The organism is Geomonas paludis, from assembly GCF_014193585.1.
In the GTDB taxonomy this organism is placed as follows: Bacteria; Desulfobacterota; Desulfuromonadia; order Geobacterales; family Geobacteraceae; genus Geomonas; species Geomonas paludis.
In genome coordinates this window covers 170438-189638 of record NZ_BLXY01000004.1, presented here as the reverse complement: position 1 = coordinate 189638, position 19201 = coordinate 170438, and the positions used below count along the sequence as shown (strand labels likewise).

General features: G+C 63.4%; 22 protein-coding genes. 4 read left to right on the top strand and 18 right to left on the bottom strand.

The annotated features are described in order from the left end of the window. Positions 1-537, bottom strand: coding sequence for a YceD family protein (locus H7687_RS12895; RefSeq protein ID WP_183347979.1), 537 nt, complete (start codon positions 535-537; stop codon positions 1-3). A gap of 148 nt (positions 538-685) precedes the next feature. Next, complete coding sequence (sppA, locus tag H7687_RS12890; RefSeq protein WP_183347977.1) at positions 686-1567, bottom strand: signal peptide peptidase SppA; 882 nt, start codon at positions 1565-1567, stop codon at positions 686-688. Positions 1568-1912: 345 nt separating this feature from the next. On the opposite strand from sppA, the gene H7687_RS12885 reads away from it, so the two are divergent. Next, positions 1913-2377, top strand: a complete 465-nt coding sequence (locus H7687_RS12885) for a metallophosphoesterase family protein (RefSeq protein WP_183347975.1) — start codon at positions 1913-1915, stop codon at positions 2375-2377. A gap of 10 nt (positions 2378-2387) precedes the next feature. On the opposite strand, the gene H7687_RS12880 is transcribed toward H7687_RS12885, so the two are convergent. From H7687_RS12880 to H7687_RS12825, 12 genes are all read right to left on the bottom strand, one after another. Continuing rightward, positions 2388-2777: a hypothetical protein gene (locus H7687_RS12880; protein ID WP_183347973.1), complete on the bottom strand. Its 390-nt coding sequence runs from the start codon at positions 2775-2777 to the stop codon at positions 2388-2390. 36 nt (positions 2778-2813) lie between these two features. After that, positions 2814-3200: a response regulator transcription factor gene (locus H7687_RS12875; RefSeq protein WP_183347971.1), complete on the bottom strand. Its 387-nt coding sequence runs from the start codon at positions 3198-3200 to the stop codon at positions 2814-2816. Positions 3201-3216: 16 nt separating this feature from the next. Next, entirely contained in the window at positions 3217-4182 is a 966-nt protein-coding gene (locus H7687_RS12870; protein ID WP_183348136.1) for an ABC transporter substrate-binding protein, read from the bottom strand. Between the two features lie 14 nt (positions 4183-4196). Continuing rightward, positions 4197-6455: a porin family protein gene (locus H7687_RS12865; RefSeq protein ID WP_183347969.1), complete on the bottom strand. Its 2259-nt coding sequence runs from the start codon at positions 6453-6455 to the stop codon at positions 4197-4199. A 14-nt stretch (positions 6456-6469) separates the two neighbouring features. After that, entirely contained in the window at positions 6470-7471 is a 1002-nt protein-coding gene (locus tag H7687_RS12860; protein WP_183347967.1) for a DmsE family decaheme c-type cytochrome, read from the bottom strand. Further along, a complete protein-coding gene (locus H7687_RS12855; protein ID WP_183347965.1) occupies positions 7472-8305 on the bottom strand; it encodes an ABC transporter ATP-binding protein in 834 nt (277 codons plus the stop codon). A gap of 183 nt (positions 8306-8488) precedes the next feature. Next, positions 8489-8752, bottom strand: coding sequence for a hypothetical protein (locus H7687_RS21950; RefSeq protein ID WP_246404844.1), 264 nt, complete (start codon positions 8750-8752; stop codon positions 8489-8491). Between the two features lie 209 nt (positions 8753-8961). After that, positions 8962-9366, bottom strand: a complete 405-nt coding sequence (locus H7687_RS12845; RefSeq protein WP_183347964.1) for a CoA-binding protein — start codon at positions 9364-9366, stop codon at positions 8962-8964. Between the two features lie 55 nt (positions 9367-9421). Next, entirely contained in the window at positions 9422-9517 is a 96-nt protein-coding gene (locus H7687_RS12840) for a twin-arginine translocase TatA/TatE family subunit (protein WP_015721372.1), read from the bottom strand. An 8-nt stretch (positions 9518-9525) separates the two neighbouring features. Then, on the bottom strand, positions 9526-10470 hold the full coding sequence (locus tag H7687_RS12835; protein WP_183347962.1) for a tetratricopeptide repeat protein: 945 nt from the start codon (positions 10468-10470) through the stop codon (positions 9526-9528). Positions 10471-10490: 20 nt separating this feature from the next. Further along, the gene (locus tag H7687_RS12830; RefSeq protein ID WP_183347960.1) at positions 10491-11297 is read right to left on the bottom strand and encodes a hypothetical protein; all 807 of its coding nucleotides are present in this window, start codon (positions 11295-11297) and stop codon (positions 10491-10493) included. Beyond that, entirely contained in the window at positions 11275-12432 is a 1158-nt protein-coding gene (locus H7687_RS12825) for an acetoin utilization protein AcuC (protein ID WP_183347958.1), read from the bottom strand. The genes H7687_RS12830 and H7687_RS12825 overlap by 23 nt, the downstream gene beginning before the upstream one ends. Positions 12433-12670: 238 nt before the next feature. Here H7687_RS12825 and H7687_RS12820 point away from each other — a divergent pair, with 238 nt between their 5' ends. Further along, positions 12671-13891: an ammonium transporter gene (locus H7687_RS12820; RefSeq protein ID WP_183347956.1), complete on the top strand. Its 1221-nt coding sequence runs from the start codon at positions 12671-12673 to the stop codon at positions 13889-13891. A gap of 133 nt (positions 13892-14024) precedes the next feature. Further along, positions 14025-14870: a response regulator gene (locus H7687_RS12815; protein ID WP_183347954.1), complete on the top strand. Its 846-nt coding sequence runs from the start codon at positions 14025-14027 to the stop codon at positions 14868-14870. 55 nt (positions 14871-14925) lie between these two features. Here H7687_RS12815 and H7687_RS12810 read toward each other — a convergent pair whose 3' ends face one another. After that, positions 14926-16224 carry an aspartate aminotransferase family protein gene (locus tag H7687_RS12810; RefSeq protein ID WP_183347952.1) on the bottom strand — a complete coding sequence of 433 codons (1299 nt, stop codon included), beginning with the start codon at positions 16222-16224 and terminating at the stop codon, positions 14926-14928. A 198-nt stretch (positions 16225-16422) separates the two neighbouring features. Here H7687_RS12810 and H7687_RS12805 point away from each other — a divergent pair, with 198 nt between their 5' ends. Further along, entirely contained in the window at positions 16423-16695 is a 273-nt protein-coding gene (locus tag H7687_RS12805) for a PilZ domain-containing protein (protein WP_183347950.1), read from the top strand. Between the two features lie 53 nt (positions 16696-16748). Here H7687_RS12805 and hypE read toward each other — a convergent pair whose 3' ends face one another. The 3 genes from hypE to H7687_RS12790 form a co-directional block, all read right to left on the bottom strand. Beyond that, a complete protein-coding gene (hypE, locus tag H7687_RS12800; RefSeq protein ID WP_183347948.1) occupies positions 16749-17759 on the bottom strand; it encodes a hydrogenase expression/formation protein HypE in 1011 nt (336 codons plus the stop codon). A gap of 76 nt (positions 17760-17835) precedes the next feature. Beyond that, on the bottom strand, positions 17836-18927 hold the full coding sequence (gene hypD / locus H7687_RS12795; protein WP_183347947.1) for a hydrogenase formation protein HypD: 1092 nt from the start codon (positions 18925-18927) through the stop codon (positions 17836-17838). Continuing rightward, positions 18924-19154 carry a HypC/HybG/HupF family hydrogenase formation chaperone gene (locus H7687_RS12790; RefSeq protein ID WP_183347946.1) on the bottom strand — a complete coding sequence of 77 codons (231 nt, stop codon included), beginning with the start codon at positions 19152-19154 and terminating at the stop codon, positions 18924-18926. The genes hypD and H7687_RS12790 overlap by 4 nt, the downstream gene beginning before the upstream one ends. Positions 19155-19201 lie beyond the last annotated feature (47 nt).

Genomic DNA, 19201 nt, shown 5'->3' with positions numbered 1-19201 from the left:
TTACTTTTCTATCTTGATCTTCTTCAGGGCGGCCATCTTCACATTTATCCCGCCGCGATCGCAGCCGCATTCTCCGGCGTTCAGGTCAGCTCCGCACTCGGGGCACAGCCCGCGGCACGACTCGCTGCATAACGGTTTATAGGGCACTTCCAGCGCGACCTGCTCGGCGATTTCGGGATCCACGTCGATCTCGTCGCCGCTGTAGGTGGCCGAAATGAGTTCCTCGTCGGAAAGCTCGACTTCCTCGTCCAGTTCCTCACCCTTGCTCTCGGTGTAGAAGATGGTGAAGTCGGAAGAGATCGGGTAGTCGTACTCGGTCAGGCAGCGGGAGCAGGTCAGCCGCACCGCGCTCTCCACCTTGCCCATGGCCCTGACGTGGTCGTACTCCCAGATGGCGCTGACCTGCGCGTTCACCGGTGCGGTGAAGACACACTCGCCCGCTTTTTCCATCTCTACCAGGGCAGGGAAGTGCGAGGCAGGCTCCGACTCCGAAAGGTCGAGCTGCTTCTTTTTCACCTTATCTATCTCTATCTTCAAAGGAAGATCTCCCCTTTTTCAAAGTTTCCCAGTATATAGATGGCGGTTTTTTTGTCAAGGTAAATCTAAAGAGAGCGGAGGGGCCACAGGCAAGGGCTCAGCCTCTGTCAGAACCGGCGATAACGTGCGCTGATAGCGTACCGGATCACTACCAACCGAGGCGATAATCGACGCTGACCCCGCTCTCCGAATCCGCGAGCACCCCGATGCGTTGGGCCGCGCTTTCCACCAGGTAATCGAGGGCGCGTTCCTTCTTCTTGGGCAGGCGGATCAGCCTGGGCTCCCCCTTGATGCCCCCTAGCCGGGCTGCCTCGTCGATGGCGTCCTGCATGGAGCCGATGCGGTCCACGAGCTTCAGGGCCAGCGCCTGCTCGCCCGAGAAGATCCTGCCGTCGGCGATGCCCCTGACCTGCTCTTCCGGAAGCCTCCTACCCTGCGCCACCGCCTTTACGAACTGGCCGTGGGTGGAGTCGATCACCCCCTGCAGCATCGCCTTCTCCTCGTCGGTCATGGTGCGCGAGGGGGAACCGGTGTCCTTGAACTTGCCGGTCTTGATGGTGAAGGCCTTCATGCCCACCTTGTCCATCAGCCCCTCGAGGTTGGAGAACTTCATCAAGACGCCGATGCTCCCGGTGATGGTGCCCGGGTTGGCGTAGATGAGGCTGGCCGGCGCCGAGACGTAGTAGCCGCCGGAGGCCGCCACGCTCCCCATGGAGACCACGACCTTCTTGGTTTTGGTCAGGTCCTTTACCGCCGCGTAGATCTCCTGCGAGGGGCCGACGACTCCGCCGGGGGAATCGACGCGCAAGACCACGGCCTTGGCGTGGTCGTCCTTCTTCATGGCCCGCAGTTGGCGTATCGTTTCCTGCCCGTCGACGATGACGCCTTTGACTTCCACGATGCCGACCCCGTCCCCTCCGGCACGGGTGTCTTCGTCGCCTAACAGTGCGGTGACCACCGCGACGCAGGCGCTGAAAAGGAGGAACAGGCCGACAACGAAGGCGGCGATCCACAGTAGCAGTTTTTTCATCACTCCTCCGTCTCTTCCATATGCAGACATGTTACGCATTGAATGATCCCCCCTCCCGTCAAGGGAGGGGGAGCACAAGGGCAAATAATTATTTGCCCCTACAGGATCAAACGCCTGTAGTAGGCCAATATTAATTCGCCCCTACTGGATCAAACGTTTACAGCTTATTTTGCTTGTCTTTTACCGGGGCTCTGTCCTATATCTGAACAGTAGGGTGACGTAACGACGTTGCGCACGCCGCCAACAACTCTACACTATGCAGGGCACTGCGCAAAACCAAATCTCCCGCGGCAGGGTCTCGGCTGAGTATCCTGCTGGCGTGAAAGAGATACGGGAAGAGGGACTATGAGAGTACTGGTAATCTCCGACAGTCACGGCAACTACGCCCACGCCTTCAGGGCGCACGAACTAGCCGGCCCGGTGGATCACATCGTTCATCTTGGGGATGGCTGCGATGATGCTCGCATGATGGAGGAAGTGCTGGAGGTGCCGGTACACCGGGTGGCCGGCAACTGCGACCTGGACCGGCAGGTACCGGCTGAACTCACCCTGGAGCTCGGGGAATGCCGCTTCCTGCTGACCCACGGCTACCGCCAGCACGTGAAGAGCGGCCTGTCTCAGCTGATCGGTCGGGGGGTGCAACTGGGAGCCTCGGTGGTGCTCTACGGCCACACCCACCTGGCGGACGTGCAGTCGGCGGACGGGATGCTGCTGGTGAACCCGGGCGCCCTGAAGGAGGGACTACCCGGGAGCTACGCCATCGTCACCATCGAGGGGGCCACGGCAAAGGCCGAGATCTTCCCTCTCTAGTTTGCCCACTCTAGCAGCCGCAGCCGCAGTTGTGGCAGACCTTGCGGTTCTCGTCATCGGGAGCCACGGTCTCCGGTGCGAACGCGATGCGGTTCACCGCGCGCCGGATGTCCTCCTGGAGGTCAAGCCGCGGGCTCTGCCCGATCACATGCCCGATGCAGATGTTGCTGATGCCGTCCGACGGCGAGGCGATGCGGATGGAATTTAGAAGATCGCCGTAGCCGTTCACCTCGATCACCTGCCCGGGGTCCTCCCCCAGTTCCAGGGTGATGCCGAAGCGCTGCAGTTCCTGCGCCAGTTCAGCGAAGAAGATATCAAAGGTGAATCCCGAAAGGATCGCTTCCCATTCCGGTTTGCTCTTGCTGCGTCCGTAACAGGTCAGTCTCATCTGTTTTGCCATACTATCCAACTCCTGAAACAGGGCGAACCCCGATATTTAACTTGCCGCGGCCTTTCTCTGCATCGAGCTGAAGATCATATCCAGCACCGCCTTCTGCTTCGCCTCGTACTTGTTCAGCACCGCCAGACAGGTCCCCATGGGAAACTGCTCGTGCAGGTAATCCGAGTCACGCCCGGAAAGGATCACGATGCGGTTCTTGTCGACACCGACCGAGAGGGCGTAGCTGAAGATCTTGGAGCCGTCCAGGGTCGGCATCTCCAGGTCCACCAGCAACAGGTCCACCCTCCCCTGCCTCAGTATGGTCAGCGCCAGCAGCGGTTCCGTGCAGGTTATCACGTCCAGCAGCGGGTAGAGCGCCTGGATCTTGTCCTTGAGCGCTCCTACGAAAGCCGCATCGTCATCAACGATCAAAATTCTTCCCATCAATACCTCGATGTATCTACTTAAGCACCCGGGTCGCCGCGCTGAGCACCGGGAAGGGAACGTTCAGGTCAAGCAGCCGCGCCGCTTTCAGGTTGACGATCAGATCCACCCGCCTCGGCGTGACCACCGGCAGCTGCGACGCCTTCTTGCCGCTCAGGATGCGCGCGACGTATTCGGCAGCCAGCTGCCCCTGTTCGACGGGGTCCGCCTCCAGGGACACCACCGCCCCCTTGTGTGCCGCGCCCGGCATCTGCGATATCACGGGGATCTTCAGCTCGTTGCAGCGGTGCACGATCTTTTCAAAGGACCGGCTCCCGGCGGTGCATTCGGTGACGTAGACGCAGTCGACCCTGGTGGCATAGAGGGTGGCCAAGGCTCCGTCCAGCGCCCCCATCGAGCCGACGTTGGTTTCCACCAGCACGATCCCCGACTGGGCGGCGATCTTGCGTGCCTCCTTAAGCTGCACCAGCGCCCCTTCCTCGCGGTTGGCGCTGATGATGCCCAGGGTCTTGATCGGTTTGAGCTCGGTGGCGGTCTTGATCAGCGTGACCAGGGGGACCTTGGAGCTCACCCCGGTACTGTTGCGCCCGCTGGAGGACATGTTCCTGGCCACCCCGGTCTCCACCGGCCCGTACACGTCGGCGTACACGACGGGGATATCCTGCGCCTCGCGCAGGGCGGTCAGCGTGGCGGAGGTGCCGTAGGTGACGATGACGTCCGCGCCGATGGCGTTGAACTTCCTGACGCTGTTGGACCAGGAGATGAGGTCCGGGTTCGGGGTCTGGGTGATCACCTCGACGTTGCTCTGATCGTACCCCTTCTGCACCAACGCCTTCACGAACGCCTTGTGGGCCTCGCGGTAACGCGGCAGGTCGCAGGTCAAAAGAGCCGCAACCAGCTTTCCGGCCGCACGGGAGTCCGCCGCGGGAATCACCGCGCCAAGCAGCAGGAGCAGAACTATGGAACGTAGCAGTGTCTTGATACGTTACCCCTTGGTCACCACCTGGCCGCGAGGCCGGCGACGACGGTGTGGACGGTGCCGCTGTAATCCTTATAGGCGGGCTTCATCTCGTTGTAATCGTTGAGGGTGTATTCGAGCGTGGTGGAAAGTGTGCTTGTGAAGCGGTACTCGCCACGCGCCGAAAGCGTAGATATCACGGTATCCTGCGCGGAGATCTCCTTGATGCCGGTCGTGCTGCCGGGGATCACGGTGAAGGTGGTGTCCGTCGGCGTGAAGGCGGCGGACGACCTGATCTGCTGTGCCGCCACCGCGAGGTCGCTCTTCTCGCTCACCGCGTAGGAGGCGTTCACCGCGTAGACGTGGGACCTGCTGGAAAACTGCGAGGCGGCCTGGCTGCCGGTGAACACGCCGGTGAAGAGGATACCCTGCTCCACCTCCTGGTGCAGGTAGGCGTAATTCACGCCCAGCGTGAGCCCCTGCAGCGGCGCCCACCAGAGTCCCAGGTTGGCGTTCTCGCTGTTGGTGCTGCGCGCGGTCAAAGGAGCCAGCGAGAAGGAGAGCGGCTCGAACGGGACGTTCACCAGGTACTTGCGCACCTCGTCGTTCTGGTCGCGGCGCAGGATGGCATGGCTGATGAGCCCCCAGCGGTTGTTGACCGTGTAGGTGGCCAGCAGCTTCGCCTCGTGGCGTTCCTGGAAGGAGGCGCCGTAGGCGGGGTGGTCGGCGCTGGCATAGCTGTAGTGCGCGCTGGTCCTGAGCCCCCTGACGGGGCGGTAGTAGACCGAGAGCGACCCGGTGTGGGTCGAGGTGCTCTCCGGCACGGCCCAGGTGGTCTCCGACGGCAGGTCGGTCACGTTGTTCCTGCGCAGGAAATCGCCCCGGTACTCGCCGACCAGCGCGAGATGCAGCGTGGGGCGATAGGACATCGTGCCGGTTACCAGGTCGCGGGTAGACTCAGTGGGGGTCTTGGCGACTACCACCGGGTCGGTGAAGGCGCTGTTGCTGAACGGGCCGCGCTTGTTGTGGTCGATCTCCTGGCGCCGGTACTTGACGGCGAAGGTGTACTCCCGGCTGGGGGTATAGACCAGGTCCCCGGCGGCGTTTTGCAGGTAGCTCTTCATGTGCCGGGCGCCGCTCGTGTCGCTCAACTCCGAAAGGTTCTCGCGCTGCTCGAAACTGTACGAGCCGGAGCCGATCAGGCCGCCGGCCAGCGAGGTGTGCAGCTTGATGGTGTGGGAGAAGAAGCTGCTGTCCGGATTTTCGTTGTGCTGCCGGGCGCCGCCGAGAAAGTCGGCCGCGCCGTTGAAGTGGTTGCGGGCCTCGTACGTCTGCACCGGGATCGGCAGCCGGTCCTCGAAGTAGCGCACCTTGAAGTCGTAGACCAGGTCCACCGGCCCCAGGTGGGAGTCGAGCCCCACGCGCCCTTCCTGGACCTGCTGGTCGACGCCGCGGCGCTGCGCGTAGATGGTGTTGGTGGCCCCTTCGAAGGCGGTGTCGGCGAAGCGCTGCTGGATGGTCCCTTCCTTCACGTAGCGCCAGTAACCGAGGTTCACGTGCAGGGGGAAATTGTGCAGCCGGTAGCGGAAGTCGGCCCGGTCCTGCACCACGCTCACCCCGTAGTTCGCCACCGGGCCCTGTACCGCCGTGTAGGTGGCAGGGGTGCCGGCGTCGGTCCGCCCGGTGGTGAAAGAGGGGGAGAACAGGATCTCACGGTCCAGGTTGTGGTACAGGGACTCGGCCCTGAGATGCAGGCGGTAATCCCCCTTGTAGTCCATGAGCAGGTCGGCGTGGTAATCGTTCTCGTTCAGGTAGAACCCTTCCAGCTCGAGGTTGCTGTCCTTCTCCATGTGCCGGTAGAAGAGCCCGCCGCTGCGGCTGGACTTCAAAAAACCGTACTCGAGCGCGCGCCCCTGGTTGTCCTCTCCGAAGACGAAGTTGTAGCCGAGCGATCCCCCCTTTTGCTCCAAGACCTCCACCTGGCGCTCATCCTCCGGCAGCGGAATCGCCTCGATCGACGGCTGCACCGGTGGCTCCTCGGCGGCCGGGGCAGGCGGCTCGGCGCCCTCGGCAGGCGGCTGCTCCGTGGCGGCGGGAGAAGTCACGGCGGCCGGCTGCTCCTCGTCGGCGACGGTGCCGGCGGGTGCGTCGGCGGGGGCATCCTTTTCCGCAGCCGCGGGCGCCTCCTGGCTCGCCGCCGGAAGCGGCTCCTGGTCTGCGGCAGCCACTCCCCCGGCGGCCAGCAACAGCAGCAGCAGAGGCGAGACGACGGTTTTCATGAGCGGTTTTTCCACCATCGGGCTCCTTTCTGTTACTGGCGCAGCGTGCCCCTGCCGGTTATGGCCGGGGACGGGGTATCGGTGCCATGCACCTGGGAATGACAGTCCGTGCAGCGGTTGACGAAGAGCTGCTTCAGCCCCGGCGTGTTGCTGGCCAGGTGCCCCGTGTGGCACTGCAGGCACAGAAACGGCATCGCGGCGTTCAGGAGGTTGTTGTTCACCGACCCGTGCGGCGTATGGCAGTTCATGCAGTTCTCGGTGACGTCTGCGTGTTCGAAGGCGAAGGGCCCCTGCTTCTCCATGTGGCACCTGGTGCAGGTCTCCTTGGGGGTGTTGCCCCTGAGCAGGCGGTCCTGGGTCGAGCCGTGCACCTCGTGGCAGTCCACGCAGAACATCTTCTTCTCCCGCAGCGGATGGTGCGAGAACAGGGAGTTTTCCGCCTGCACCTCCGGGTGGCAGGTAAAGCACATCTCCGACATCTGCTGCCGGCTCACCTTCTGCTGCGGCCCCTGGTGCAGCTTGTGGCAGTCGAAGCACCCGACGTCGTGCAGCGCGTGCGGCCCTGCGCTCCAGTGGGACAGCACGGGCATCGACGCCGCCGAGTGGCACTTCAGGCAGATCAGGGACTGGGCCTGGGCCGGCAGGTGCATGATGTCCAGGAAGGTCGAGGTATCGCACTTCTTCTTGAGGCGGGTGTTCTCCTCGCCGTCGTCGCTTAGGTGGGCGATGGCGAGGCTGCCGGGACCGTGGCAGGATTCGCAGTTGACCAGCGGCAGCCCGGTCTCGGGCTTGATCTGTTCACCGTGCACGCTGTGGCTGAAGTCGTCGGTGATCTTGTCGTGTGCGTGGCACTTGGAGACGCAGTTGTTGGTGCCGACGTACTCGGTGTCGAGGCGGCCTACGATCATCTTCTCGTAGTCGCGGATGGGGAGGATGGGCTTGCTCTGCTTCAGATCGGCGCAGGAGACCGAGAGCAGGGGGAAGAGCGCCATGAGGATCACGAATTTGCCGCGGCGCAGAAGACGTGCTGCCATCTATTCCCCCCTTATCCCCTTGGTCGTGGTGTAGATGAAACCGCGCACGATGGGATTGTCGCTTATCTTGATCTCGCGCGGGGTGCCCACCTCGACCACGGAGCCGCCGTGCATCATGGCGATCCGGTCCGAGATGTACAGCGCGAAGTTCAGGTCGTGGGTCACGATCACCGTGGTGTTCCTGGTGCTCTCCTTGAGCTTCAGGATGGTGTTGGCCAGTTCGTCCGTGGTGACCGGATCGAGCTCGGCGGTCGGCTCGTCGTACAGGATCAGGTCCGGGTTCATCGCCAGCGAGCGTGCGATGGCGACGCGCTTCTTCATGCCGCCGGAGAGCTCCGAGGTACGCAGCTCCTCCTTGCCGACCAGCCCGACCATTTCCAGCTTCTGCTTGATGATCTCGCGGACCTGCAGCTCCTTGCAGACCCTCTTCTCACGCAGCCACAGCCCCACGTTCTCCCCGACGGTGAGGGAGTTGAACAGTGCCGAGGACTGGAACACCATGCTGTAGCGGTAGTCGTGGGCCGAGGGCTGGGCGCCTTCCCCGAAGAGGGGGAGATCGTCGATGTAGATCTCGCCGCTGTCCGGGGTCTCCAGCTTCACGATGTGTTTCAAAAGGACGCTCTTGCCGGTGCCGGAGGGACCGATGATGCTGAAGGTCTCACCCGCCCGGATCTCGAGGTTCACGTTCTTGAGCACGTGGTTGGGCCCGAAGGACTTGTTCAACTGCTCGATCCTGATGCCCACGCCCCGCGTGTCGTGCAGGTTCACCGGCTGGTGGCCGTTCTCTGAATGAAAGAAAGAGCCGGGGAGGCCGTGCTTAAGCTTCTCGAACATCGGTATCCTTTTGAGAACGAAGTGTCACGCCGACCATCGTGATAAGACCGGCTTTGCCAGTAAATTCTGTCACCTGCCGTTGCAAGGAAGCGCGCACATAGTACCAGAGTTGTAAGCCCGCTGGCAAGGGGGAATATTTGAGGACACTTAACGTTTACACAACCTTCGCGGGACTGGTCACAGTCAGAAAAGATAGGGAGAAGGGTTGTCGAACTCTCGCCTCACCCTGAAGATGTACACGTTCATCAGGATCAGGGCGATGGAGGCGAGCAGCGTCGAAGACAGGAGGTCCCCTTCGGGGACGGGTGCATCGGCCAGGCGCGCGTACTCCGCCGCGGGGATCAGGGAGAGGTTGACCCAGGCGTTGCAGATGTCGAGCAGGTTGTAGCCGATCAGCAGCCACACGGTGAGACGCTGCCGCTTGAGCACCCCGAGCAGCAGGTACAAGGAGATGAGGCTGTCGCCGAAGACGAAGCGTTGTGCGCCCCCCCCTGGTAAAGGGTTCCCATGAAGGGAAAGGGGTTGCCGTAACTGGAGAAGCAGAGCAGCAGCGAGAACGAGGTGAGCAGGACCAGGGGCCAGAGCGAGGCGGGGCGCCTGCCGCTTTCATCGGGCATGAGGCACCCCGCCGTTTTGCCTGACCACATGCAGCAGTATCAACGTTTCACCCACTTTACGTGTTCCTTCAACATGCAGCGGTCCATCACCACCGCGAGCCCGGCCTCGCGGGCGCGCTGCGCGGCCGCCTCGTGGACCACCCCTTCCTGCAGCCAGAGCACCTTGGCCCCCTTGGCGATGGCCTGCTCCACGATCTCCGGGACGAACTCGGAGCGGCGGAAGACGTCGACGATCTCCACCGACTCGGGGATCTCGGCCAGGGTCGGGTAGCTCTTCTCGCCGAAGACCTCGCTGACCGCCGGGTTGACCGGGATGATGCGGTAGCCGGCCCGCTTGAGATAGGCGGCGACCTCGTGACTGGGCTTGCCGGCGTCGGGGGAGAGCCCCACCACGGCGATGGTACGGTACTTGGTCAGTATCTCTTTGATGTCAGGAACTTGCATAAGCACCTCCCTCATCCGGTCCGGTTGCCGGCGGGAAAACACCCGCCATGGTTCATCACCGTTTGCGCATGCCGCTCACGGCAACGAAGAAGAAGATTACCACCATTACGCCGGCGATGAAGATCCAATCTGCCGGGCTGAATCCGAACATGACTCCTCCTACTGTTCCAGTTGCTGCAGTGTCGCCTTGGCCTCTTCAAACTCGGGGTTGATCTTGAGGGCCTGGCGCAGGTAAAAACGTGCATCGCCGGCAGCGCCCAGGTCCTTGCAGCAAAGCGCCAGCAGATACGGGATTTCCGCCATGGGGAATTCCAGGGCGAACCAGGCGTCGGCCATGACGTCGTTCAGGATGGCGGTCGCCTCCTGGTAGCCGCCGTCCTCACGCAGCGCCATGGCGCCCGCGATCGCCTCCAGGTAGTCCACCGCGGGCACCCGGGGCACCTCGCCGCGCTCGATCCTCTCCAGGCGTGCCCTCAGCTCGGCCTGGGCGGTCGCCTCGACCTGGGGCAGCAACAGGCTCCAGAGCGAGGCCGCCTTGTCGTACTTGCCCAACAGGAAGGAGACCTCGGCCAGTGTGGTGAGGCAGCGGGGCTGGTCGCCGCCCAGCTCGCGGGCCCGCTCCAGGTACCCTTCCGCCTTGAACAGGGTGACCGTGGAGAGGTGCAGCGCCGAGAACCGGCAGGCCTGCTCCAGAAGGGTCGCCCCGATCTCCAGCGGGAAGTGCGCGTTCTCCGGCTCCATCAGGGCGAAGATGCGCAAAAGCTTCACGCGCCGCTCCAGGTAGGGGACCTCGACGTCCTTCTCCCCGAGCATCAGGATGTGGCTGGCCAGCTCGGACACGTAGTGCGGGTACCCCTTGAGCATCTCGGCGTACAGCTCGCAGTAGCGGCAGCCCGGGTCCGTGCGCAGGGCCTGGTAGATGCCGCGCCCGACGGCGTCGTAGCCGGGGAGCTGTCCCTCCAGCGCCTGGTAGTCGTCATCGAGCAGCGGGATCGGCTCCGGCCCGACGGTGAAGACGACCTTGCCGTCCAGCCCGCTCACCTCGGTCCCCTGGGGGGGGCGGTAATAGGTTATCCCCGCGAGCGGGGTCATCTCTCTCTCCATGCAACGCACTCCTTTTTCCGCTAACGCTCCCGTCCCGGGAACGTGTTGACACCGGCGTGCACGCCGATGGTCTTGTAGATGCGCACCTCGTCCCAGGGCTCGTCGAGGATGCCGTCGTGGACGGCCCAACTGCGCCCCTGCACGCTTTTTTCCATCCCGGGGCGCCGGAAGGGGGTGGAACCGTCCAGCCTGCGGTACAGGACGCCCCCCGGGGCGAAGCCGGCGTCGATCTCCTGCATCAGCCTTTTGCCCACCACGTAGTCGAAACCGTACCCCTCGTAGCGGATGGCGTTGTCGTAGCTCAAGGGTTCCGCAACGATGAGCTGCATGCCCAGGCCTGCCACCAGGCGCTCCAGGCGCGGCAGGAACTCCCCGAACATCCTCAGGCCGCGGCGGGTCTGGTTGGGAAAGAGCCCCGCCTCCATGGCGCGCTCTTCCTCGGCGAGGTTGCGTCCCAAGGTGGCGAACAGGTTGTTTTTCCCATGCTCGTCCAGGTCGACGTCGAAGCGCGGCGCGGCCGGATCGGCGATGGTGCAGTAGGAGAGCTCCATCTGGCCGTGGTGCGTGTCGCACAGATCCAGCACGAAGGCGGGATCGGCAGCGCCGGGGGTGCAGCGGGCGACCAGGCGCAGGAAGCGGTGCCCCTCCGGGGCGATCACCTCGACGCTCCCGCCCCCCTCGCCGACCATGGACAAAAGGCGCTCGGGGAGCAGCGACCGGTAGATCGCCTCCTTCTCGGCGGCGGGCAACCGGTTGATGTCGTACAGGGAGAAGAGCTGCCTCCCCCCGCTGTCCTTCAATACCTCATGTCCGGTATCGTTTGCCATAGTCGCCGATCAGGACCGGGAAGATGTGGTCGCGCACGTAGGCGATGCTCTTTTCCACCGCGTCGAGCGCCCGGTTGCGGTCGTCCTCCTCGGCCCAGTGCATGGCGTCGAGGAGCATCCGGTGCGGGTAGCCAAGCTGCGAGATCAATTCGACAAACCGGGCGGGGAGCCGCGGGGAAAGCTCCCGGTCGTTCATGATGCCCCAGGCGATGGTCCAGGCCCGCGCCACGTTCATCTGGTCGTACCCCCCTCCCCCCACCGCGACCCAGGGGATCTCCAGGGCGCGCAGCTTCCTCATTATATACGAGTAGGCGTGGGTGGTCACCTCGAGACGGGTGAGCGGGTCGGTCCTGAAGGTGTCGGCCCCCAGCTGGGTGAAGAGGACGTCGGGGTCGAACGCGGCGATCAGGGGGAAGGCCACCTCGTCGAAGGCCTTCATGAACAAGGCGTCGTCGGTGTGGGCCAAAAGGGGAATGTTCACCGAGTACCCCCGCCCCGCCCCTTCGCCGGTCTCGTTCTCGAAACCGGTGCCGGGAAAGAAGTAGACCCCGCTTTCGTGCAGGGAGATGGTGAGCACCCGGTCGTCGCCGTAGAAGGCGTTCTGCACCCCGTCGCCGTGGTGGGCGTCCAGGTCCAGGTAGACCACCGTCTTGCCCTGCTCCAGTAGGTAGTTGATGGCGACCACGGCGTCGTTCAGGTACGAGAAGCCCGAGGCGCGCCCGGCCTGGGCATGGTGGTAGCCGCCCAGCGGGTTGAAGGCGGCGGCGAAGCCGTCCTCGGCAACCAGCCGCGCCGCCTCCAGTGTGCCGGAGACCCCGAGGCAGGCCCAGTCGTAGACGCCGGGGAAGACGGGATTCTCCACGTCACCTAAGCCGTAGCGGAAGTCGGCCCTCGGCTCCTCGGCCGCGCTGAACTCCCGCAACCGCTCCAGGTAGTCGGCGCGGTGCGCCCCCAAAAGCTGCGGTTCTGTCACCGCGCGGGGCCGCACCTCCGCCATGGCGGGGAGGTTGAGCAATCCGTAAGCGTCCATCAGGTCGCGCGCCAGGCGGTAGCGCTGCACCTTGAACGGGTGCTGCTCACCATAGCAGTACCCGGACAGGTCGGTACAGGCGATGAGTGCGGTCTTGCGCGACAACGGGCTACCTCCGGCGAAAGTGTGCACAAATTTACCTGCTGGCCGTTTACAGGTCAACCTTTAAATCCTGCCCAAGCCTTAGGCACCGCTGCCTGTTTTCCGGGCAGTTTGCCGCGCGCCTCTCATTAGGAGAAAAACGCCACCCGCGTCATTTCAAAGGGATAGCGGCTTGGCAGAGTGCTTGCTAGGGTGTGGCGTTCTCCAACGACGGGGAGCGAGATACCAACGGAGGTAGCAAATGAACGGGATGTCGACGATGACGACTCTGGCCAACAGCAGCGATGTACTTTTCCTGATGCTCGGCGCGGTCATGGTATTTGCCATGCACGCCGGATTCGCCTTTCTCGAAGTGGGAACGGTACGTCAGAAAAACCAGGTAAACGCCTTCGTGAAGATCCTGACCGACTGGTCGGTATCGACCGTGGTCTACTTCCTGATCGGCTTCCCCATCGCCTACGGCATCAGCTTCCTGAGGCCGGTGAAGGAACTGCTGGGGCCCAACCAGGGCTACGACATCACCCACTACTTCTTCCTGCTCTGCTTCGCGGCCTGCATCCCGGCCATCATTTCCGGCGGCATCGCCGAGCGCGCCAAGTTCTGGCCGCAGGTGATTGCGGGCGCCATCTTCGCCGGCCTCACCTACCCCCTCTTCGAATCCCTGATCTGGGGGCAGCACTGCTCCTCGCTGCAGGGGCTCTTCAAGCAGTTCGGCGGCGCCGAGTTCCACGACTATGCCGGGTCCGTGGTGGTGCATTCCATCGGCGGCTGGCTGGCGCTTCCCGCCGTCCTGATCCTCGGGCCGCGCATGGGGCGCTACATCAAGGGCAAATCGCACCCGATCCCGGTCAGCAACATCCCCTTCCTGGCCCTGGGCTCCTGGATCCTCGCCGTGGGGTGGTTTGGCTTCAACGTGATGAGCGCCGGGCACCTGGACAAGATCTCCGGCATCGTCGCGGTCAACTCCCTGATGGCCATGGTGGGCGGCGTGCTGGCGGCCCTCATCGCCGGCAGGAACGACCCGGGCTTCGTGCACAACGGCGCCCTGGCCGGCCTCATCGCCGTCTGCGCCGGGTCCGACATCATGCACCCCCTCTTCGCCTTCGTTACCGGCGCCATCGCCTCGGTGATCTTCGTGTACGGCTTCCACATCGAGCAGGAGAAGCTCAAGATCGACGACGTCCTCGGCGTCTGGCCGCTGCACGGCATCATCGGCTCCTGGGGCGGCATCGCGGCCGGCATCTTCGGTCACGAGGCGCTGGGCGGTATGGGCGGGGTCACCTTCGTGTCCCAGCTGCTCGGTTCGCTCTCCGCCATCGTCTTCGCACTGGTCAACGGCTTCCTCGTCTACGGCGTGCTCGCCAAGACCGTGGGGATCAGGCTGAGCCAGGAGGAGGAATTCGCCGGTGCCGACCTCTCCATCCACAGCATCGGCGCTTACCCGGAGCAGCACATCCGTTAATCCGCCGCTCCCCTTTGCGCAACCAGAGAGGCCCCGAGACCGGGGCCTCTTTTTTTGTTTTGTATTTTTTCCAGAAGAATGTATTATTTGCGATGTTAATAAATTCTCATTACCGTAAAAGGCGTACCTTATCATGAAGATACCCTTGGGACAGTTGCTGGTTCAGTCCGGCATCATAACGGTAAAAACACTGGACCGGGCCCTGGCACGGCAGCAAAGCTGCGGGCTGAGGCTGGGCGGGGTGCTCCTGGAGATGGGAGTGATTACCGGTGAGGAGCTGCTCGAGGCCCTGGGCCAGCAGTCGGGACTCGAAACGGTGAAGAGGATCCCGCTGGACCAGTTCTCGCCGGAGCTCCTGGCGCTGGTGCCGGGGGAACTCGCCCTGGCCAGGCAGCTTTTTCCGCTCAGGCAGCAGGACGGGACACTCTTCGTCGCGGTCGGGGACCCGCTCGATGCCGAGACGCTGGGGCGGTTGGAACGCTGCAGTTCGCGGCGCGTGGTACAGCTGTTGGCCGCCCCGGAAGAGATCGCCAACGCCGTGAAGCAGTATTACCGCCAGGCCCAGGCGCTGGCAGAGATGAAGATCCTGCTGGTGGACGATCCTGCCGCCATGAACTGCGACGTGGAAGGGGCGCTCAAGAAGGAGGGGTACCAGGTTTTCATTGCGCGGGACGGAGTGGAGGGGCTGAAGATCGCCTTCTCGCAGAAACCGGACCTGATCCTGTGCGATGCCAGCTCCCCCAGGATGGACGGTTACGCCCTGATGCGCGCCATCAAGGCCAACCCCGCCAGTGCCGGCACGCCGATGATCCTGCTCACCTCCAAGGCTTCCCCCGAGGAGGAGCACCGTGCGCTGAAGGCGGGGTTCCACGACTTCATCGCCAAGCCTGTTATGACCATCCGCGTGGTCTCCCGCGTCAAGCGCGCCTTCGAGATCATGGACAAGTACCGCGAAACCCAGGCCGCTCCCCCCGCCTGATCAGCTCTTCCTCGTCACCCGGCAGCATCACCTGTTGCTGCCGGGCGCCTTTCTGTCAGTTCTTCCTCCTGGTCAGTTCTACCAACGCGTCGGAAAAGATTCCCAGCGCCTGCTTCAGTTCGGCGTCGCTCACGTTCAAAGGTGGTATCAGGCGCACCACGTTGCGTTTGAGCCCGCAGCCGATCAGGATCACCCCCTTGGCGAGGCACTCGTCGATCAGGTTCTGACAGAGCCTGCCGTCTGCGGCGCCCGCCTCGTCTACGAACTCCACCCCGATCATGCACCCCATCCCCCTGACTTCGCCGATGCTCGGGTTGTGCATGGCCACCTCCTGCAGGTAGGAGACCATCTTGGCGCCGGCCACGCAGGACCGCTCCAGGAGCCCCTCTTCCTTGATGGCACGCAGCGTGGCCAAGGCCGCCGCGCAGGAGACCGGGTTGCCGCCGAACGTGGAGCCGTGGGAGGGGGAATCCCATTTATTCATGAGCTGCCTGGAAGCGATCACCGCCCCCAGCGGCAGGCCGGAGGCGACCGCCTTAGCCGTCACCAGGATGTCCGGCTTTACTCCGGCGTTCTCGCAGCAAAACCACTTCCCGGTCCTGCCGATCCCCGACTGCACCTCGTCGAAGATGAGCAGGATGCCGTACTGGTCGCAGATCTTGCGCAGCCCCTTGAGGTAGCTCCTCGGCGCCGGGTAGTATCCTCCTTCCCCCAGGAAGGGCTCGATGATGATGGCGGCAACCTCCTCTGGGGGGACCTGGCGCTGGAAGAGCCGGTCCAGCTCCTCGAGGCATTTGCCGCCGCACGCCTCGGCGTTCATGCCGCACGAACAGATGAAGCAGGCCGGATAGCTGACGTGATAGACGGAGGGGAGCAGCGGGTGGTAGCGCCGGCGGTAGGCGGAGGAACTGCTGGTGAGGGACAGGGCGCCCATGGTGCGGCCGTGGAACCCCCCGGTGCAGGCGATGATGGTCTGACGGCCACTGGTGTAGCGCGCCAGCTTCAAGGCCCCTTCGACCGCCTCAGCCCCGGAGTTCCCGAAGAAAAGCATGTCCAGCCCCTGGGGTGTGACCGAGGTCAGCTCCTCGGCAGCCGCGACGGTGGCTTCACTGTAGTAGATGCCGCCGGCATGGAGGTAATGGTCTGCCTGTTTCTTGACCGCCTGGATCACCTTGGGATGGTTGTGCCCCAGGTTCAGGACAGCGAGTCCGGAGGAGAAGTCGAGAAACCGCCTGCCGTCGATGGATACTACTTCCGTCCCTTTGCCATGGGCGATGGTGATCGGGTAATAGTGATGCGCCGGCGGCGCTATGACAGCCAACGCCCTTTGAACCAGCCTGTCGTCTTCGGTCATCATGCACCCCCAACTCTACATTAATTATAACAAATGAAGAGTAGATGATAGCAGAGTCATGAGGGTGCGCAAGACGACCGCTAATGCTCCCGGAGAAGTTTTTTTGCGGTTGTTGCAAATAAAAAAGATTAGACTACACTAACGTCTGTGCCGAAAACGCCGGTCAAAAAACCAATGAAGGACAAAAAAGGAGGGGCGATGTACAAGGAAAAAAGAAACTTCGCCAGGCTGGCCTTACACGCGAAAGCGAACCTCCACCAGGGCGACCGCACCATCGAGGGAGAGGTCGAAAACCTCAGTATGAAGGGGGTGTTCGTGACGGCGGCACGGAAACTGGAGCTAAACGACACGGTAGCCGTGACCATCTACCATACGCTGACGCCGCAGGTGCTGTGCGACCTGAGGGCGAAGGTGGTCAGGATCACCGACCAGGGAATGGGACTGCAATTTGAAAAGACCCTTCTCGACTGAGAAGGGTCCTGGATTTCCTGCCAAAAGGGGAGTCGGTCGAGGCCGGCGCGGCCTTAACAGATGCGGGGGAGTTGCTCCCCAGCCAGCATCTCCACTCCCCTAACTCCACCAACCAGAGTTTCCATCTGCACCTTGCCGGCCGAGGTCTCGGTGACCTCGCCGATGATGGCTGCGTCTTTCCCCAGCGGATGCCGGCGCATGGCGGCCAGGGCCGCTTCGGCCTGCTCCGGCGCCACGAATGCCAGCAGTTTCCCCTCGTTGGCCACATAAAGCGGATCGAGCCCCAGGATGGAGCAGACGCCCTTCACCCCCGGGTTGACAGGGAGGCTCTTCTCGTCCAGGGTGATGGTCACGCCCGACTGCAGGGCGATTTCCTTCAAGGTGGTTGCCACACCGCCGCGGGTAGGGTCGCGCAGCACATGGAGCGCGGGACCAAGCGGCAACAGGTCGGCCACCAGGCCGTTCAGGGGAGCGGAGTCGCTCTGGATGCCGCTGTCGATCTCCAGCCCTTCACGAGCCGAGAGGACGGCGATGCCATGGTCGCCGATGCTGCCGTTGACGATGACCTTGTCGCCGACCTGCGCCGAGGCGCCGTCGATGTGCAGGTTGTGCTCCACGGCCCCGATGCCGGAGGTGTTGATGAAGATGCGGTCCCCCTTCCCTTTCGGCACCACCTTGGTGTCGCCGGTGACGATGGCGACCCCGGCGGCGTCCGCGGCCTCCCGCATCGAGGCGAGGATCCTGGCAAGTTCCGCCTTGGAGAAACCTTCCTCCAGGATGAAGCCGACGGAGAGGCACAGGGGGCGGGCGCCCATCATGGCGAGGTCGTTGACCGTGCCGTTGATGGCGAGGTCGCCGATGTTGCCGCCGGGAAAAAAGACCGGGTCGACCACGTAGGAGTCGGTGCTGAAGGCGAGCTTGATGCCGCCGATGTTGAGCAGCGCCGCGTCGTTCTGGCCCGCCACCGGCACGCTGGAGAGCTGCGGGATGATCAGCTCGTCGAGGAGCTGGTGCGAAAGCCTCCCGCCGCTGCCGTGGCCGAGGAGGATGAGGTCGTTGTTCAAGGTTTGCTCCTTTTTGTCTGACCAGTCAGACTGGTCGGACTAGTCGGGCCGGTCGGACCGGTCGGACGTGAAATTTTTAGCGGCCGTACTTGAAGGCCGCGGCGCAGGTCCCCTCGGAGGAGACCATGCAGGCGCCTACCGGGGACTCGGGGGTGCACTTGCCGCCGAAGAGGGGGCAGTCGAAGGGGGAAACCTTCCCCTTCAGGATCTCGCCGCACAGGCATCCCTTGTGCTCCTTGAGCTCTTCCACCTCGACCGGGATGGCCAGTTCGGCGTCGAAGTCGGCATACTTGTCCGCGATTCGCAAACCGCTGCCGGGGAGCACGCCGATACCGCGCCATGGCGCATCGAAGGGGGTGAAGACGTCTGCCAGCATCGCCTGCGCCTTGGCGTTCCCTTCCCAGCGCACCACGCGCGAGTACTGGATCTCCACCTTGCTCTCGCCGGCCAGCGCCTGGCGCACCAGCAGTTCCACGCCCTGCAGCACGTCGGTCGGCTCGAAGCCGGTCACCACGCACGGCACCTTGTATTCTTCGCACAGGAAACGGTAGGCATCGGCACCGATGATGGCGCTGACGTGGGCCGGGCAGATGTAACCGTCGACCTGCAGATCCGGGTCGGCGGACAGGATCGCCATCGGCTGCGGCATGGTCTTGTGCGAGGCCAGCACGAAGTAGTTCGTCAGCCCCTGCGCCTTGGCCGCCAGGATGCTCCCGGCGATGGTGGGGGCCGTGGTCTCGAAACCGACACCGAGGAACACCACGCGTTTGGACGGGTTCCTGGCGGCGAGTTGCACGGCGTCTAGCGGCGAGTACACCACGCGGATGTCAGCCCCCTTGGCGCGCTCTTCCATGAGCGAGGAGCTGGAACCGGGCACGCGCAGCATGTCACCGAAACTGGTGATGATCACGTCCGGGAGCCGGCACAGGGCGATGGCCCGATCGAGATAGCTGTTGGGGGTGACACAGACCGGGCACCCGGGACCCGAGATCAGTTTCACCTCGGGGGGGAGCAGGCTTCTCAGGCCGAATTGGTAGATGGCCATGGTGTGGGTGCCGCAGACTTCCATGAAGACCAGCGGTTTGCTCAGCCCTCTGGTCAGCTCTGCGATGCGCCGCGCCAGCCCCTGGACCAGTTCCTTGTCGCGAAAGCTGTCCGAGTAGTTCATCCCATCAACTCCGGCGAATATACTTCACGCATCAGTTCCAGGGTCGCCTTAGCATCTTCCTCGTCCAGCTTGGAGATGGCGAAGCCGGCATGAACGATAACGAAATCGCCGACCTTGATTTCCTGGTCCAGCATCATCAGGCTCGCCTCGCGCTTGACGCCATCGACCTCGGTCATGGCGAAATCGCCGTCAATGCTGATCACCTGCATCGGTACACCTACACACATATTGAGACTCCTCTTTACAATGTCGCTTGCCAAGGTCCCCGCCCCCG